We start from the raw sequence: 15,668 nt of genomic DNA, 5'->3' as shown, positions 1-15,668 counted from the left end.
TATGAGGAGGAGCTTGTGAAATTTTTCACAAATTCGGGTTGCCCCTTTTAAAGCCTTCCTGATAATGGTCCCGCCCCATGGCAATACTTCTCGCCAGCTTCGACTTAGCCTTTCTCATCACATCCGTGGTGAAGATCGTTTTTCTGACCTTTTTGGTCATCCTGCCCCTGGTCGCCTACTCGGTGTATGCGGAGCGGCGGTTTTCGGCGATCATCCAGGATCGTGTGGGTCCCAACCGCACGGGCATCCCGCTGACGCTTTTCGGATTCAAGAAGGACATCCAGATTTTCGGCATTGGCGGCCTGGTGCAGCCGCTGGCAGACGGCCTTAAGTTCCTGCTGAAGGAAGATTTCACGCCCCGGTCGGTGAATACCTTTTATTACTGGCTGGCCCCGGCGCTGACCATGGTCCCGGCACTGCTGACCTGCGTGGTGCTGCCCTTTGGCAGTGAGCTGGACCTGAGCTTCCTGAATCCGCTCATCGGCACCAATTTCACCCAGCCGGTAAAGTCCGTCATTGCCGACCTCAACGTGGGGCCGCTGTTTGTTTTTGCCATCGCCTCCCTGGGTGTTTACGGGATCGTCATCGCGGGCTGGTCTTCGAACTCGAAGTATCCGTTTCTGGGCAGCATCCGCTCCTCGGCGCAGATGATCTCCTATGAGCTTTCGCTGGGCCTGTCCATCATCCCGGTACTGATGGTTCTTGGAGAGCTGAACCTGTCCAAAATCGCTGCGGATCAGGACGCCAACGGCTGGCTGCTGCTGCCACTCTGGGGTGACAGTGCTCCATGGGCCAATGGTGGGGATTTTAGCCGCTGGGTGCTGTGGGTGCCGATGCTGCTTTCTTTCTGCATCTTCACAGTGGCGATGTTTGCCGAGACAAACCGCCTGCCCTTTGACCTGGCCGAGTGCGAAACGGAACTGGTGGCCGGTTATCACACCGAATACAGTTCCATGAAATTTGCCCTCTTCTTCATGGGCGAGTACGCGGCGATGATCATTGGCTCCGGCATTGCGGTCACGCTGTTCCTGGGCGGCTGGAGCATCCCCTTCGCGCCTCTCCTCGGGCTTGATTATGTCGCGGGAAATACCCCTTTCTGGCTTGGGCTGCTTCACATTGGGACGTTTTTTGCCAAAATCATCGTCTTCATCCTTTTCTTCATCCTGATCCGCTGGTCTCTGCCACGGTTCCGTTTTGACCAGCTCATGAAGCTTGGCTGGCTTTACATGTTCGAGCTGGCACTGGCCAACGTCATCCTGACGGCTGCGATCATCGCTTGGTTTACGAAGTAATTACCCGCTCCGATGGCAACCATTATCGTCCAACGTCCCAAACTTGCCTGGCATGAGAGGTGGTTCATTTCCACTCTCGCCAAAGGCTTGAAAATCACCCTGGGCCACGCTTTGAAAACCTTCCGGGAAATCACCGGCGGGAAGGAAAAGGTGACCATGGAGTATCCCGAGGAGAAGTGGGATGCCAACCTGCCTTCCTATTATCGCGGTGCGCCTGCGCTGGTCACCGATGAGCAGGACCGTGAGCGCTGCGTGAGCTGCCAGCTCTGTGAATTCATCTGCCCGCCGAAGGCCATCAAGATCATCCCCGGCGAGATCCCGAGCGATGACCCATGGGCAAAGGTGGAGAAGCGTCCGAAGGAGTTCGAAATTGACATGATCCGCTGCATCTACTGCGGGATGTGCGAAGAAGTCTGCCCGGAGCAGGCCATTTACCTGCGGAAAGACTACGCCATCACTGGTGAGTCCCGGGCCGAGATGGTGCATGACAAGAAGAAGCTCTATGAGATCGGCGGCAAGCGCATCGGTCTCGTCAACAAGTGGAATGAACTGAAGTAGAGCCATGCCGTCCATTTTCTTTTACCTCTTCAGCGCGCTGACCCTGGGCTTTGGCCTCATGGTCGTGACGGCGCGCAATCCGGTGACGAGCGCCCTCAGTCTGGCGATGAGCTTTGTGGGACTCGCCGTGCTTTTCCTGAGCCTGGATGCCTACTTCATCGGCACGATTCAGATCCTGGTCTATGCCGGAGCGGTGATGGTGCTGTTTTTGTTCATCATCATGCTGATGGACATCAAGGCCGAAGAAGGCAAAAAGCCGAATGTGCCGGCTGTCGCCGCAGGCCTCACCCTGGCGGTGATTTTGGCGCTGCAAATCATCACAGTGAGCAGCAGTTTTGACAAAGGCAGTGTGAAGTTGAAAGACGCACCGCTGGCCCTGGCGGCCGCCGGGGAGGCAGCCGAACTGCCAACCATCGCGAACGATCTGAAAGCGGGCGTCCTGCCGGATGCCAAGCTCATGGGGTTCACCCTTTTCCATCAATACGGGTTCCACCTTCAGGTGGTGGGCCTGTTGCTGCTGGTGGGCACCGTCGGTGTGGTGGTGCTGAGCAAGCGTGAGAAAGGAGCCAAGGAAGTCCGATGATCACCCTGAGCCATTATCTTGTTGTCAGCGGCATGCTGTTTGCCCTCGGGCTGGCGGGTGTCATTGCGCGCCGGAACATCCTTATCATCTACATGTGCCTGGAGATGATGCTTAGCGCCGCCAACCTGACGCTGGTCGCTTTTTCCCGGTTTCAGGTCACGGAAGGTCTGCCGGATTATGCCGCGCAGTCCCTGGTCTTCTTCACCATTACCGTGGCGGCCGCTGAGGTGGCCGTCGGCCTTGCCATCATTGTGGCGCTCTACCGTGTGAAGCAGAGCGTCGAAACTGAATCTGTCACCAAGCTGCAAGGCTAAGCGCAAACCTATCTCCCGCTCATGCCCGACCAGGAAGCCGCCCTCCTCCCCTCACTGTTGCTGCTGCTGCCGCTTTTCACGGCACTGACGGTTCTGCTTGGCCACAAGCTGCTGAAAGGTGCCAGTGTGTTCCTTTCCGTCGCATCAGCGGCGGTTTGTTTTGTCATCAGCGTGGCGCTGTTGCACTCCCAGGATTCTTCGCCGGTGCTGCTGCCCTTCCTGACAGTAGGGAATATCAAGATCGCCATTGATGCCCTCATTGACCAGCAGAGCCGGGGGATGATGCTCATCGTGACCTCCATCGGGCTGCTGGTCCATGTGTTCTCGCTGGGCTACATGAAAGAGGATGCTGGCAAGGTGCGCTTCTTTGGGGCGCTATCGCTGTTCATGTTTTCGATGACCGGCATCGTCCTGGCGGGAAACCTGATCATGATGTTCATTTTTTGGGAGCTGGTTGGCCTGAGTTCCTACCTGCTCATCGGACATTGGTTTGAAAAGGCTTCGGCAGCAGATGCCTCCAAAAAGGCATTCCTTACCAACCGCATTGGTGACTTTGGTTTCATGATCGGCATCCTGATGCTGTTTGCCGTGAATCACGGGAATGTGGACTTTGCCGGGGCTGACGGCCTGCGGGCGAGCTTCACCAACGGCACGCTTCATCATGTGGCGGCGACGAGTCCTGGATTCATGATGGCGGCGGCCCTGTGTCTGTTCATGGGCGCGGTGGGCAAGTCTGCACAGGCACCCCTGCATGTGTGGCTGCCGGACGCCATGGAAGGTCCGACACCTGTTTCAGCACTGATCCATGCAGCGACGATGGTGGCCGCCGGGGTTTTCATGCTGGTCCGTTGTTCGTTTGTGATTGAGGCCTCCCCGGATGCCGCGCAGGTGATCGCCTGGATCGGCGGCATCACAGCCCTGATGGCGGCGCTCATGGCCACGCAGCAGAATGACATCAAACGGGTGCTGGCCTATTCCACTCTTTCCCAGCTCGGTTATATGGTGATGGCGGTGGGCCTTCTGGCCATGCAGGTGGGCACGCATCAGCATGAGGCAGGTCCGGGACATCCGGCGATGTTCCACCTTTACACCCACGCCTTCTTCAAGGCCATGCTCTTCCTGGGCTCTGGGGCCATCATCTATGCCTGCCACCACGAGCAGGACATGTGGAAGATGGGCGGTCTGATGAAGCACATGCCGGTGACTTTTGTGACCTTCGCCATCGGCACGGCCGCACTCATGGGCGTGCCTTTCATCACCAGCGGTTTCTGGAGCAAGGAGGCCATTTTGGGTCTCGCTTTTGAAGTGAAGGGAGGCAGTCCGTTTTTTTGGATCGGCGTCATTACAGCCATGCTTACTGCTTTTTACATGACCCGGCTTTTTGTGGTCGTGTTCATGGGCAAGCCAAGGACCGATTCTGCGCACCACTCCGTGGAAGCTCCCATCATCATGGTCCTGCCGCTGATCATCCTGGCGGGTCTGACCGTCTTCTCGGTGCCTCTGGCCGGGTTGTTTGAAGCGATGAAACCGAACCATGCGGAAACGCACATGACGGTCATGATTGCCTCCATTGTGGCGCTCATCATCGGTGCCGGCGCCGGGTTCGTGCTTTATCGTGGCAAGAACCAGGATCCGCTGAACATCAAGCTGTTCGCCAACAAGTTTTACATTGATGAGATCTATGCGGTGATCGTGAAAGTTTTCCAAGATGCCGTGGCCTGGATTGTGGCCGGTCTGGAACACCTCATCGTGGACGGCATCATGGCACGTCTGCCAGCTTATCTCGCCGCGCGTGTCGGTTCTGCCGCGCGGGTTCTTCAGGGCGGTCACTTGCAGGGATATACCTTCCTGTTGGGGCTGGGCGTCCTGCTTGTCATTTATGTGGTTGTATTTGTCCTGCCCTCTGTGGGCCACTGATGGAGGAATGGAATGAGCATCGTTCTCGAAATCGTCATCCTGCTGCCAATCGTCGCCGCCCTAGCCATCTGGCTCGGGGCACCGGCCCGTGCCACCTCGGTGGGCGCGGCCATCATCAACCTGGTCATCGTCCTGGGACTGCTGCTGCAGTTTGATGCAGCCGCGCTCGAAGGCGGAGGCATGGCCTTCAAAAATGCTCGGGTGGTGCTGGAGAATCCGGCCATCACCTTCGGCGTGGGGGCTGACGGATTCTCCCTGATCATGGCGCTGCTGACCGTTCTGGTGACTTTTGCGGCCGTCTGGCAGATCGCCAAGGAAAAACCCGCGATCTATCATATCGCTTCCTTGCTCATCGCAGGCGGAGCACTGGGAGCCTTCCTTTCGACGGATATCTTTTTCATCTATGCCTTCCATGAGCTGGCGCTGATCCCCACCTTCCTCATGATCGGCCTCTATGGTCATGGTGAGGATTCGCATCGCAAGGCGGTCGCCTGGAAAACCACGATTTATCTCGGTGCAGGCAGCCTGGTTCTCCTGGCCGGTCTTGCCTGGCTGGTGCTGGAATACAGCGGCGGCCAGAAGCTGACCTTTGACCTGAATGCATTGAAGGCCCAGGCCGCCAGCACACCGCTGCCGGTGGAAAAACAGGGGATGATCTTCTTTGTCCTGCTGCTGGGTTTTGGAACGCTGGTCAGTCTCTTCCCGCTGCATAGCTGGGCCGCCCCTGCCTATGCCACTGCACCGACTCCTGTGGCGATGCTGCATGCAGGCGTGCTGAAAAAATTCGGCCTGTATGGTCTCATCCGCATCGCCATGCCTTTGCTGCCGCAGGGCGTTGAGGTGGAGTGGGTGCAGCAGGCGCTGCTCTTCATGCTGCTGGGGAACATCCTCATCATGGGTTTTGTCACCATTGCCCAGCGGTCCCTGGACCAGATTTTGGGCAATTCCTCAGTGATGCACATGGGTTACATTTTCCTGGGCATCGCCGCAGGGACGGAGCTTGCTTTGCAGGGGGCTGTGCTGCTCATGTTTGCCCATGGCATTTCCATCGCGCTGCTGTTCGCCCTGGCCGGCCGGATGCGGATCCAGCTCGGCACACTGGAGCTGGGCAAGCTGGGCGGCCTGGCCTCGCATGCACCGGTTTTTGCCATTCTTTTCATGTTCGGTACCTTTGCCTCCATTGGCCTGCCTGGTCTGGCAAACTTCGCAGGTGAGGTGATGATCTTCCTGGGTGCTTTCGGCAGCGATGGCAGCAGCGAACTGGGACCTCTTCAGTGGACGGTCATCTTGGCCCTGTGGGGGGTGGTGATGTCTGCGGTTTACATGCTGCGTGCTTACCGGAGCATCTTCCAGGGCACGGCCAGCGCCGGTCTGTTCATGAACGACCCGGCCGTCAGCCAGCGCATTCCTTTGTTCCTTCTCGCCGCAGCCCTGCTCATCGTCGGTTGCTGTCCCTGGCTTCTGCTCGGCCTGCTGAAGTCCCTTTCTGCTGCCACGGTGGCTACGATGTAGAAACCGAAGCTCTTTAGATTCCATGTCCGTTTTCTCCGTCGAAATTTTCCTGGTCGTCTTTGCTCTGGCGCTGCTGAGCCTGGAGGCTCTGGTTCCGTCCATCACCCGCCGCACTCTGTCCACCATCAGCATCAGCGGTGTGGCGCTGGCCTTGGTGCTGTTCCTGTTTGCTTCCAAATCCGCTGCTGACCTGCCTGCTTACATCCAGCCGTTTCATCAGCTCGATACCCTGGCTGTCTTCTACAAAGGCTTTGCCCTGGTCATTACCCTGATCGTGCTTTGGCTGACGGTGGAAAGCGCCACCTACCTCACCAAGTTCGCCCCTGGCGGCAATTACAGCGAGATGTTCAGTCTGCCGGTGCTGGTGTGCGTGGGCATGATGTGGATGGCTTCCGCCAAGGATCTGGTCACCGTGTTTGTCTGTCTGGAACTGGTCACCGTGTCTTTTTATGTGCTCGTCGCTTTTGCCCGCAAGAGCAATCTGGCGCTGGAGGCCGGGGTGAAGTATTTGATTCTGGGAGCGCTGAGTACTGGCGTGCTGATCTATGGCATTGCCTGGGTCTATGGATCCACGGGAGCTCTGAGTTTTGAGGGCATTTCTGCGGCTCTGGCCGGTGGGTCAGTCTCCAAGCAGGCCGCGCTTCTTGGGGCTGCGTTTCTGATTGCAGGCCTGGGTTTCAAGGTGGCTGCGGCTCCTTTCCAAATGTGGGTCCCGGATGTCTATCAGGGCGCGCCGATTCCGGTGACGGTCTTCCTCTCGGTCGGGTCCAAAGCGGCCGGTTTTGTGGTGCTGACACGTACAGTGGAAGCCTTCACCGCCCAGGGTTCCATCATTGCCAATGAAGTGCACGCCTTGCTGATCATCATCGGTGCGGCCACAGTCCTCCTGGGCAGCCTGCCTGCCATTTTCCAGACGAGCATCAAGCGCCTGCTGGCGTATTCCAGCATCAGCCACGCGGGTTATCTGCTCCTGGCCCTGAGCGCGGGTTCCGCCCGGTTTGACCTTGGTTCTGGCGGTGTGGTGGCATTCTATCTGGCCACCTATCTGCCCATGACGGTCCTCAGCTTCCTGGTCTTGGCCCTCATCCGCGCCAGCGGCGGCGGGGAAGACCTGCGTGATTTCCGGGGCCTGGCCAAACGCAGTCCCCTGCTGGCCCTGCTCATGACCATTGCCCTGGCTTCACTCGCAGGCCTGCCGCTGACGGCCGGTTTCATGGGCAAGCTGTTTGTCTTCATCGGCTTGGTGGACCAGGCTGCATGGGGCGCGCTGGTCTGCGCAGTCATCGGTGCGGCCGCCGGTTTTTATTATTATTTCCGGACCATCCTGGTCATGTACACCAGCGACGCGCAGACGCTTGAGCCTCTGCGTCTCTCCTTGGGGACAAAAGCCGGTGCTCTGGTCCTGGCGGTGGTCATCATTGCCGTGGGCGTCTATCCGAAGCCTCTGCAGCAACTGCTGTCTCCGAAAGCCTTAGCGGTGGTAGTGAAGTGATTCAGCGGCTGACGAAACTGGTCTGCTGATTCCTGGGCTGTGTGTTCAAGGAACATAGGGGGCTGTCAAAAGTGATGATTGCCTTGAATGGGAATGTCTTCACACTGGCATTCATCCCAGCCGCCCGTCAGAAACGGGCTTGGGTCACAACCTCAGCCTACTTAAACTATGGAAAGCAATCCCTATACGTCTCCGTCTGCCAATCTCTTTGGATCCTCCGGCACTGAAATGGAAACCGTGCCCCAAGATGTGATCACTCCGCTTGTGCGCACCAAGTTTTGGGTGCGCCTGGTTTCGGTGCTGCTTTGGATTTCGGCCATTCTCATGCTGCTGAGTGGCTTGGCCATGGGCTTGGGCGCTGTTGCTGGCTTCAGTGGTACGACGGGAGCTGCGGAAGCAGGTCCTCTGATCGGCGTCTCCGTCATGTATGTCTTGATGGCCCTCTTTTATATCTTTCCGGCGGTCAAGCTGTGGGCCTATGGGACCCAGATTGCCAGGCTGGCTGTCAGCCGTGCCTCTGCTGACCTGGTGATGGCCTTGAACACCCAGCGCTCGTTCTGGAAAATCATCGGTGTGCTGACCCTGGTTGGAATTGGTCTGGGGATCGTGATGGTGATCGGACTCATGGTGTTCGGTGCCGCCGCTGCGATGAACAGCTTGCAGGTTAATCCTGATTAAAGACTGCCCTTTGAGGGTTTGGTCAGGGATGAAGTTTCACGAAATCTGGCGATTGGATTGCCTTCCGCCGCCGCGCTCTTCAAAAAACAAAAAACCGCCGCCAGAACGAACTGGCGGCGGTTTTAAAACAAAAGGGGACTAACCTCCCTGAAGGCTTACTGCCCAGGAACGCCATAGACGGCGACTTCGCAGTAGTGGTTCATCTCGTTGGAGGTGTTGCCATTGCTGTAAAGGCGGACGTATTGGGCTTTGGTGTTTTTGCCGTCAATGACGCGACCATGATTGGTCTCGATGTAGGCAGGGTCTGCACCTGCGCCCATTTTCAGGGTATCGTCGTGATCGGAGTTGAAGAGGGTGGTGACACCGGTCTTGAATTCCTTGTCGTCAGAGACCTGCACGATGACGTCCACGTAGGCCTGAGCCTGCTTGTGATAATGCCACATGGCGATCTTGTTGATGCTGGTGGATGCACCCAGGTCAATCTGGACCCACTGCGGGCCCGGGGCGAGTTCCACAAAGCAACCGTCGGAACCGTCCGCATCACCGTCGGTGACGAGGGTCAGCTCACCGATGATCGGGGCTGGATCGCTGGAGGTCACTTCCTTGTCCTTGGCCAGGTTGACCGTGCCTTTGGGGGCCTGGAAGGATTTGACGATCTTGGAAGGATCAGGCTGCTCCAGGTTCGGCAGCTTGGCCGGGACCGGAGTACCAATGAACATTGGCTTGGGGAATTCGATTTTGATCTCTTCCATTTCCTGGGCGGAAAGGGAAGTGCTGAGAGCTGCGATAGCAGCGAAGGCAAGGGTCGTGTGTTTCATGTTTGCTATACTGTAGGGGGATTTTTGTTCAGGCTGAATGAGCCTGGATATAGGACGGATGATGAGGCGGAATATTGCAGGCTGAGAACTGAAAAGTGCAAATCAAGCCGCTTTGGGTTCTCGGCTCTGTGATACGGATCAAACCTCGAAATCAGCCGGGGTGAAGGTGTATTTTTGACCTGTTTTGAGGCACTCGTAGGCCTTGAGGACGGTGACGCAGGACTTGAAGGCGTCCACCACGTTACAGGTGAGGTGGGCCGGATCTTTGCGCTGAACGGCTTCAATGAAATTGGCGACGTGCGGGGTGTGGGGATAGGTTTCCAGGATGACCGGGATTTCCCAGGGATCCAGGGCTTTGGATTCGCGGGCGTCGGCGACGGCCTTGGCCACACCGCTGACGGCGTAGGATTTGGGTGCCGGCTTGACCCAGGAACGGGTGTGCTCCCAGAACTTGTTTTTCACCGCATCCGGGGATTTGACCAGCATGGGATCGTCACCGGTGGTCCACTGGGTCCAGTCCTGGCCGGGTTCAGCATAGACCTGGTTGTAGGTAGGGCTTTCGGAAATGATGGCGGAGCCGTTCACACCCATGTGTTTTTCGTAATAGCCCTGGCTGCCGGTGGTGGTGAGCACCTGGTAGTAGGCTCGCATGGTGCCGGTGGGCAGCTTGTATTCATAAAGGCACATGACGTTGTCCGGAAGCTCGAACTTGGCTTTTGGCTGCCCGTCGGGGCCGGGGGTGCCGTCGTAATAGTCCACGCCACCTGCGGCATAAAGAGAGACGGGGGTGGTCTCATACATCCAGTTGAACATGTCAATCTGGTGGGCGCCCAGGTCTGAAATCGGACCGCCGCCGTATTTGGCAAACCAGCGCCAGTTGCGGAATTCTTCCATGCTGCCGAAGCCGTATTTTTCCAGCATCTCGCTGGGGATGTCCTGGTTTTTGATCAGGCCCAGAGGCTGGGAGGCGGCGACGCCCCGGTTCCACTGGCCATAGCAGTGGGTGATGCGCCCCATGAGATCGTTTTTGACGATCTTCTCCCGAAGGTGGATGTAGCGGGGATTGGAATGGCGCTGGTGGCCGATCTGGAAGATGCCGTTGTTATCGCGTCCGGCCCGCACCATGTCGCGGGCGCCTTCGATGGTGTTGGACATCATCTTCTCACAGTAAACGGACAGGCCCTTTTCCAGGCACATGCGGGAGAATGGAGCATGAAGATGGTCCGGAGTGGCGATGAAGACCGCTTCAATGTCGGTCTGTTTTTCCAGCATTTCCTCAATGGTCTCATACTGGGTCACCGGGCCTTCGACCTGGTGCTTGTTTTCATATTCCATGCGGCGGGCCACCGGATTGCGGTTGTACTTCCAGATGTCACACACGGCTACCCACTGGATGCCGGTCATGATCTTGGAGGCGGCGACGCGGATACGGTCGCCCTGGGCACCGCAGCCGACAAGGGCGCATTTGACAGTGCGCCCGGCTTCACTGCCCTGGGCAATGGCGCTTTTGCTGGTGGCAAGGTAAAGACCGGCACCGCTGGCCGCGCTGGTGCGCAGGAAGGAGCGGCGGTCCATGAATTTGGACAGGCCGCCAGTGTTGTGGGAAGGGGTGGTGGACATGCTCATAGCTTCTCTTTGGTTACGATGCGAGGCGGCAATCAGCCTTCAACAATCACCGTCTTCTTGGCGCGATGCCGGCCAAAGATGCCGTCCAGGGAGAGGTAACCACTCTTGTTCGTATAAAGGGCAAAGGCTGTGAGAAGGATGCCGACACCGATGTTGGCGGTGAGTTCCATGTCATCCGGCAGGGCGGAAAGACCAAAACCCAGGGAAAGGAAGGCCAGACCGGCGGCCAGCAGGGCAAACTCACTCAGGAGACCGATGGCGACCCAGGCGCCGACGGCCAGCAGGACGTAACCGATGCTGTGGGCATATTGTTCAATGGCAGCCTGCGGCAGGAAAGCTGGCAGCATGCTGTTCTCCGTCATCAGGTTCGCGATGAGTTTGGTCTTGGTTTCGTAATTGGCGGCGTTGAAAGTCGCCTCGGCACCGTCACCCGCACGAAACTTGTCCACACCTGCCATGAAGAGACGCAGAGCCACCCAAAGACGTGTGATCAGATTGGCGAAAGCAAGGTCAAGGCGGCGGCAGCAGGAGGAATGGATGTCGGACATTTTAGTTTTCTAGGTTGGGAGAGGAATAGGAGGGTCGATTCTGAACGGGTCACCTGGGAAATCCAGCAAAATTTAGGTGCTGAGGGCCAGAGAATGGCAATCCCCTGAGGTGCAAGCAAAGAACGCCCGCTCTTTTCCATCCCTTTCGCCCGTTGCATGGCTGATTTGATGCTTTCTTATTCAGCAGGCTTGCCATTCCCTGAATGACCCCCTAAAAACTAAAATTCTCCTGAAAAATGAGCGCAGACTTCTCCACTCCCCAGCTTCCCCCTCTCGGAATTCTTGAACCCCTCGGTGATGAAGACCGGGACATCCTGAGCGGATATGGTGAATTCCGCCCCGTGCAGCCTGGTCAGCATTTGATCGAAGAGGGAATGGTCCAAACGGGGCTCTATTACATCATTTCGGGCAAGCTTCATGCCACCGCCATGCGTACCGGGCACAAAGTACTGCTGGGCAGTGTGCAGTCAGGTGAGACCGTGGGGGAGATCAATCTTTTGGACCCCTCTGCAGCCAGCGCCACAGTCACAGCGGTGGACTTCAGCCAGGTTTGGTACATTGATTCGAAGAGCCTGGAGTCTTACATCAACGAGTATCCCCGTGCAGCCGCCTGGTTGCTCATCGGTGTGGGCAAAACAATCGCCCGCCGTCTGCGCTCGGTGAATGAAAAAATCGCCAGCTTCTACGGCGGTTAAAGAGCGCCTGTCCGGCTGAGGCTGATCACAGCGCTCTTTTCAGGAAAATCAGCTCTTCTGGCAGCATCAGGGGTGATGGAATGCCTTCTGCCAGCCGGAAGGCGGGGCCTGTCTGGCCACAAACAGACAGCAGACCCGCGTGGACCGCGCGCTGACCGGGGGGGAGGTCTGTCTGATCTGGGAAAGTCCTGAGCTGCGTTTTGACAGAGGCCAGATCCCCCATGCGGTAGGAACTCAAGGCACGGAGGAGGCTGGAGGTGGCGTCGTTGGAGGGGGGCAGGTTCAGGGCAGTTTGCACCCAGCGTTCGATCTCCTGTCCGGCGAGAAGTTTGAGGTAAAGATGACGCTGGCTGAAAATCCGGTTTTCCGGCTGGAGTGCCGCCAGCGCCGCCGCAGCCAGGAGGGCTGCATCAGTGTCCCTGCCGCGCAGGGCCAGCACATACACTTTTTCCAGCATGCGGCTGCGGCTGATGGGGTGCTGATCTGCAATGTCATTGTAAAAGCGGGAGGCGAGATCCCACTGATGCATCTGCTCCGCCATCTCGGCTGCCATCATGGCAGCGGGTTCATCCTGGCCGCCCAGTGTTTCAGCAAAGGCGGCGTTCAGATGATGGCGCACGGCGCGGATACCCTTGTCCAGCTTTTCTGCGGTGCGTGCCTTCCAAAGATGGAAAAAGTGAGTTGAGACGGGAAGTCTGCCCTGGTTTTCCAATGCGGCCTCTATCTCTGGCCATTGGTCCAGCTGCGCCAGGGCGAGGAGTCGGGAATGAAAAAGCGGGGCCGATTTCAGGCAGAGATCTTCTGACAAAAGGTTGAGTACCTCCTGGGGCTGCTTTTCCTGAAGCAGCCAGGCTGCGGCGGGCACCAGCATGGTGACTCCTGCGCCTTGAAGTTTTTGCACTTCCGTTTTCAGCACGGCTTGCCGGTCCTGGGGCCTTGCACGCAGGCGGGCGGAAAGGGCGGCATAGCGCGTGGCAGGGGTGGCATCAGGATGCTGTTCGATAAGGGCCAGCAGCTTTTCTGCTTCCTCCCCGTCCAGCCGGGCCTGGGAAGTTAAAAATTCAATGGCTTTCAGCCCGACATCATCACCCTGCGTCACGGCAAGATCCCATATTTCCGCCTCGGCGCGCCGCTGGATTTCAGGGAAATTGTCCCGGTGATCCAGCATGGCAAGGCGCAGGCGGGACTTTGGGTCCCCCGGGGTCATGGCCAGGGCGTGGCGCATGAGCTTATCAGCCTCTTCGTGGCGGCCTTCGGCTTGATAAAGGGTGGCTAGCAGTTCCATGGATTCCTGCGTTTGTTTCAAATCCTCGGGGATCTGGTCGTATTGGGCGCGGGCATCTGCAATGTGCCCCAGCGAGATCAGAATCTGGCTGATGTGAAGCCGGTCCTTTGGACTGGCCTCCGGGGTGGACTCCAGCAGGCGCAGGACCTGGAGGAGCGAGAGGCTGTCACTGCGGGTGGCAATGAGCAGATCCGCATAGGCGCGCAAAACCTGCGGCTGGTGGACCTGCCAGGAGCGGGCGCGGGCCAGCTCTTTTCCGGCGGACGTCCAGTCTTTTTGCCGGATCTGCTCCTGAGCCTTTCCTGCATAATAAATGGCGGCCTGGGAGCGCAGGAACTGAACTGTCCGCCCGCCAACCAGCCAGTAGGCTGCCCCGAGTAAAAAGAGAGCTCCCAAAATCCACGTCAGCCAGGGGCGTTGTGGCGGCAGGGCGGGTGGGGCTGGCGGGCCGTCAGGGGGCATCAGATGGGATTATCATTGATTACTGGCATTCACGGCGCAGGCATCTCCAGAACGGCCCGAAAGCCCACCCCGGTGTTGCTGCTGGTGCTGGCAAGGTGCTGTCTGCTGCCGGTACGAAGCTGGTCTTTGTCACGGCTGAGCCAGGAGCCCCCGCGGACCAGCCTTTCATCCGGGGCGCCAGGCCAGATATCGAGACACCATTCAGAAGCATTTCCTCCCAGGCCGCGAATGCCGAGGGCATTGGCATCCTCACTCATCACCGGGGCGGTGTAGGAGTGGCTGTCCCGGTAGCCATCAATGCTGAGAGAATCCAGATTGGTGCTGGCGATCGGTGGCGGGAACACGCCTTCTGCTGACCAGGGGTAATGCAGGGTCACTGCTTCCGCCCTGGCAGCGGGATCTGCCCCGGTCTCGTTGGTCAGACCCGCAGCCTGGCTCCATTCCAGGTCCGCGGGGAGGCGGTAGCTGGCATTGGCGGAAATGAGCTGTTCCTTGCGCTCCTTTTCGGTCAGCCATGCGCAAAAGGCGGTGGCTTCTTCCCAGGTGACGCTCACGGCAGGATGCTCGGTGCTGAGAAGAAAGGGCGGTTTGTTTTCCCAGCTCCGGCCGGCGTCTTTTAACCAGGTTTCAAAATCCTGCACGCGCACTTCGGTGACACCGAAGAGTAAATTACTGTCAGGCAGCGGGACAAATTCCATCCCCAGGCTGTTGGTATGCGGCTGGCCCGGTTTGGCCGGAACAAGGGGGGTGGAAGCATCCGTGAGGCCGGCTAAAGCAGGAGCCGCAGTGAGCTTTTCCTTCATGGCCGCCAGCTCCTCTTTATTGACGGCTCCCCCAATGATCTCCTCGCGCCGCTGGGTGCGGATCTCAGTTTTGATCTTTTCTGCCGCTGCCAGCATGATGGCAGTGCGCTGCCTGTCTTCAAACACGCAGCGGAAGCCGATGGTGGGCATGCGCATGTCCACGGGCACCAGATACAGATAGGAGGAGCGCAGGCACTCCTGGCGGAAGTAGGCCCAGGAGCCCCCCCGCAGCACGCCCACCTGTTCCGCCCGGACCTCAGGGTCCCAGCACCATTCCCAGACATTGCCCGTCAGGTCATACAGGCCCTCCGCGCTGGGAGTGAACTGGCCCACAGGAGCCGTGAAGGGAAACCCGTCCGAATAGCCAGGGATTTCCCCTTCCGCCAGATTGGCCGTCTTGGCGGGTGGCGGCCAGGCCATGCCCCATGGAAACGTCCGCTCATCGTCCACTTTTTCTTCGACCGTGAGATCCGGCTTGCGTGTCCGCTTCAGGCCGACGGCGGCATCCCACTCGGTCCTCGTTGGCAGGCGGTAGGATTGCGCGGTGTTAATCGTCCCTGCCGCCCGGTCTTGCTCCGTCAGCCAGCTGCAAAAGGCGCGGGCATCCGCCAGGGTGATTCCCACCACCGGATGGTCCGGCCCCTGTTCAAAATGCGGCTTGTAGGTCCAGTCATAACCCGTCGCGGACAAAAAAGCCTGCCAGTCTGCCACACGCGTTTCATGGACGGCCAGCAGGGCTGCGGTGCCGGGAACGGAGACAAATTTCATCCCCAGATTGCTGCGATGCTCCAGTTTTTCAGCAGGAACCTGCCCCCAGGCAATGCTCAGGGTGAGTCCGAGCCAGAACGAGGCAAGAAACAGGCAGGAGAGGATACAGCGCACAATCACAGTTCAAGGATAGAACAGTCCAGCGGCTCCTTCATTCAAAAAAGTTCCGCCAGCTGAACGGGAGGGATTTTTTCGGGGTAAATCGCCAGTCGCGTCAAGCTGAATTGTCAAAGCTGGAGTTTGAGCTTTGCGCTGATAATGAGCGTGATACAGTCTCCCCCTTATTCATGCCTGAAGAGGCAGAAAACCCCCATTAT

At 58.2% G+C, this 15,668-nt stretch carries 14 protein-coding genes; 9 read left to right on the top strand and 5 right to left on the bottom strand.

Annotation, left to right across the window (positions count from 1 at the left end; all coding sequences use genetic code 11):
- The first annotated feature begins 77 nt into the window (after window positions 1-77).
- The 8 genes from WJU23_RS06850 (at window position 78) to WJU23_RS06815 (ending at window position 8,346) form a co-directional block, all read left to right on the top strand.
- A complete protein-coding gene (locus WJU23_RS06850) occupies window positions 78-1,292 on the top strand; it encodes a complex I subunit 1 family protein (protein WP_346331799.1) in 1,215 nt (404 codons plus the stop codon).
- Window positions 1,293-1,304: 12 nt separating this feature from the next.
- A complete protein-coding gene (locus WJU23_RS06845) occupies window positions 1,305-1,850 on the top strand; it encodes an NADH-quinone oxidoreductase subunit I (protein ID WP_346331798.1) in 546 nt (181 codons plus the stop codon).
- A gap of 4 nt (window positions 1,851-1,854) precedes the next feature.
- The gene (locus tag WJU23_RS06840) at window positions 1,855-2,433 is read left to right on the top strand and encodes an NADH-quinone oxidoreductase subunit J (RefSeq protein WP_346331797.1); all 579 of its coding nucleotides are present in this window, start codon (window positions 1,855-1,857) and stop codon (window positions 2,431-2,433) included.
- Window positions 2,430-2,747 carry an NADH-quinone oxidoreductase subunit NuoK gene (nuoK, locus tag WJU23_RS06835; protein WP_346331796.1) on the top strand — a complete coding sequence of 106 codons (318 nt, stop codon included), beginning with the start codon at window positions 2,430-2,432 and terminating at the stop codon, window positions 2,745-2,747. Before WJU23_RS06840 ends, nuoK begins: the two co-directional genes overlap by 4 nt.
- 21 nt (window positions 2,748-2,768) lie before the next feature.
- Window positions 2,769-4,664: an NADH-quinone oxidoreductase subunit L gene (nuoL, locus tag WJU23_RS06830; protein ID WP_346331795.1), complete on the top strand. Its 1,896-nt coding sequence runs from the start codon at window positions 2,769-2,771 to the stop codon at window positions 4,662-4,664.
- A 12-nt stretch (window positions 4,665-4,676) separates the two neighbouring features.
- Window positions 4,677-6,176, top strand: coding sequence for an NADH-quinone oxidoreductase subunit M (locus WJU23_RS06825; protein ID WP_346331794.1), 1,500 nt, complete (start codon window positions 4,677-4,679; stop codon window positions 6,174-6,176).
- A gap of 22 nt (window positions 6,177-6,198) precedes the next feature.
- Window positions 6,199-7,668 carry an NADH-quinone oxidoreductase subunit N gene (locus tag WJU23_RS06820; RefSeq protein WP_346331793.1) on the top strand — a complete coding sequence of 490 codons (1,470 nt, stop codon included), beginning with the start codon at window positions 6,199-6,201 and terminating at the stop codon, window positions 7,666-7,668.
- A 168-nt stretch (window positions 7,669-7,836) separates the two neighbouring features.
- Window positions 7,837-8,346, top strand: coding sequence for a DUF5362 family protein (locus WJU23_RS06815; RefSeq protein WP_346331792.1), 510 nt, complete (start codon window positions 7,837-7,839; stop codon window positions 8,344-8,346).
- Window positions 8,347-8,501: 155 nt separating this feature from the next.
- On the opposite strand, the gene WJU23_RS06810 is transcribed toward WJU23_RS06815, so the two are convergent.
- From WJU23_RS06810 to WJU23_RS06800, 3 genes are all read right to left on the bottom strand, one after another.
- Entirely contained in the window at window positions 8,502-9,164 is a 663-nt protein-coding gene (locus WJU23_RS06810; protein WP_346331791.1) for a discoidin domain-containing protein, read from the bottom strand.
- A 138-nt stretch (window positions 9,165-9,302) separates the two neighbouring features.
- Window positions 9,303-10,784 (bottom strand): Gfo/Idh/MocA family oxidoreductase, encoded by a 1,482-nt coding sequence (locus tag WJU23_RS06805; protein ID WP_346331790.1) that lies wholly within the window; start codon window positions 10,782-10,784, stop codon window positions 9,303-9,305.
- 38 nt (window positions 10,785-10,822) lie between these two features.
- A complete protein-coding gene (locus tag WJU23_RS06800) occupies window positions 10,823-11,338 on the bottom strand; it encodes a hypothetical protein (protein WP_346331789.1) in 516 nt (171 codons plus the stop codon).
- 236 nt (window positions 11,339-11,574) lie between these two features.
- Between WJU23_RS06800 and WJU23_RS06795 the strand changes: the two genes are divergently transcribed.
- The gene (locus WJU23_RS06795) at window positions 11,575-12,033 is read left to right on the top strand and encodes a cyclic nucleotide-binding domain-containing protein (RefSeq protein ID WP_346331788.1); all 459 of its coding nucleotides are present in this window, start codon (window positions 11,575-11,577) and stop codon (window positions 12,031-12,033) included.
- A gap of 25 nt (window positions 12,034-12,058) precedes the next feature.
- Here WJU23_RS06795 and WJU23_RS06790 read toward each other — a convergent pair whose 3' ends face one another.
- Both WJU23_RS06790 and WJU23_RS06785 read right to left on the bottom strand, forming a co-directional pair.
- Window positions 12,059-13,780 (bottom strand): hypothetical protein, encoded by a 1,722-nt coding sequence (locus WJU23_RS06790; RefSeq protein ID WP_346331787.1) that lies wholly within the window; start codon window positions 13,778-13,780, stop codon window positions 12,059-12,061.
- 29 nt (window positions 13,781-13,809) lie between these two features.
- Window positions 13,810-15,471: an SUMF1/EgtB/PvdO family nonheme iron enzyme gene (locus WJU23_RS06785; protein WP_346331786.1), complete on the bottom strand. Its 1,662-nt coding sequence runs from the start codon at window positions 15,469-15,471 to the stop codon at window positions 13,810-13,812.
- Window positions 15,472-15,668 lie beyond the last annotated feature (197 nt).

The organism is Prosthecobacter sp. SYSU 5D2, assembly GCF_039655865.1.
Lineage (GTDB): Bacteria > Verrucomicrobiota > Verrucomicrobiia > Verrucomicrobiales > Verrucomicrobiaceae > Prosthecobacter.
Note: the sequence above shows the minus strand (reverse complement) of the source record. Positions and strands in the feature narration are given on the sequence as shown.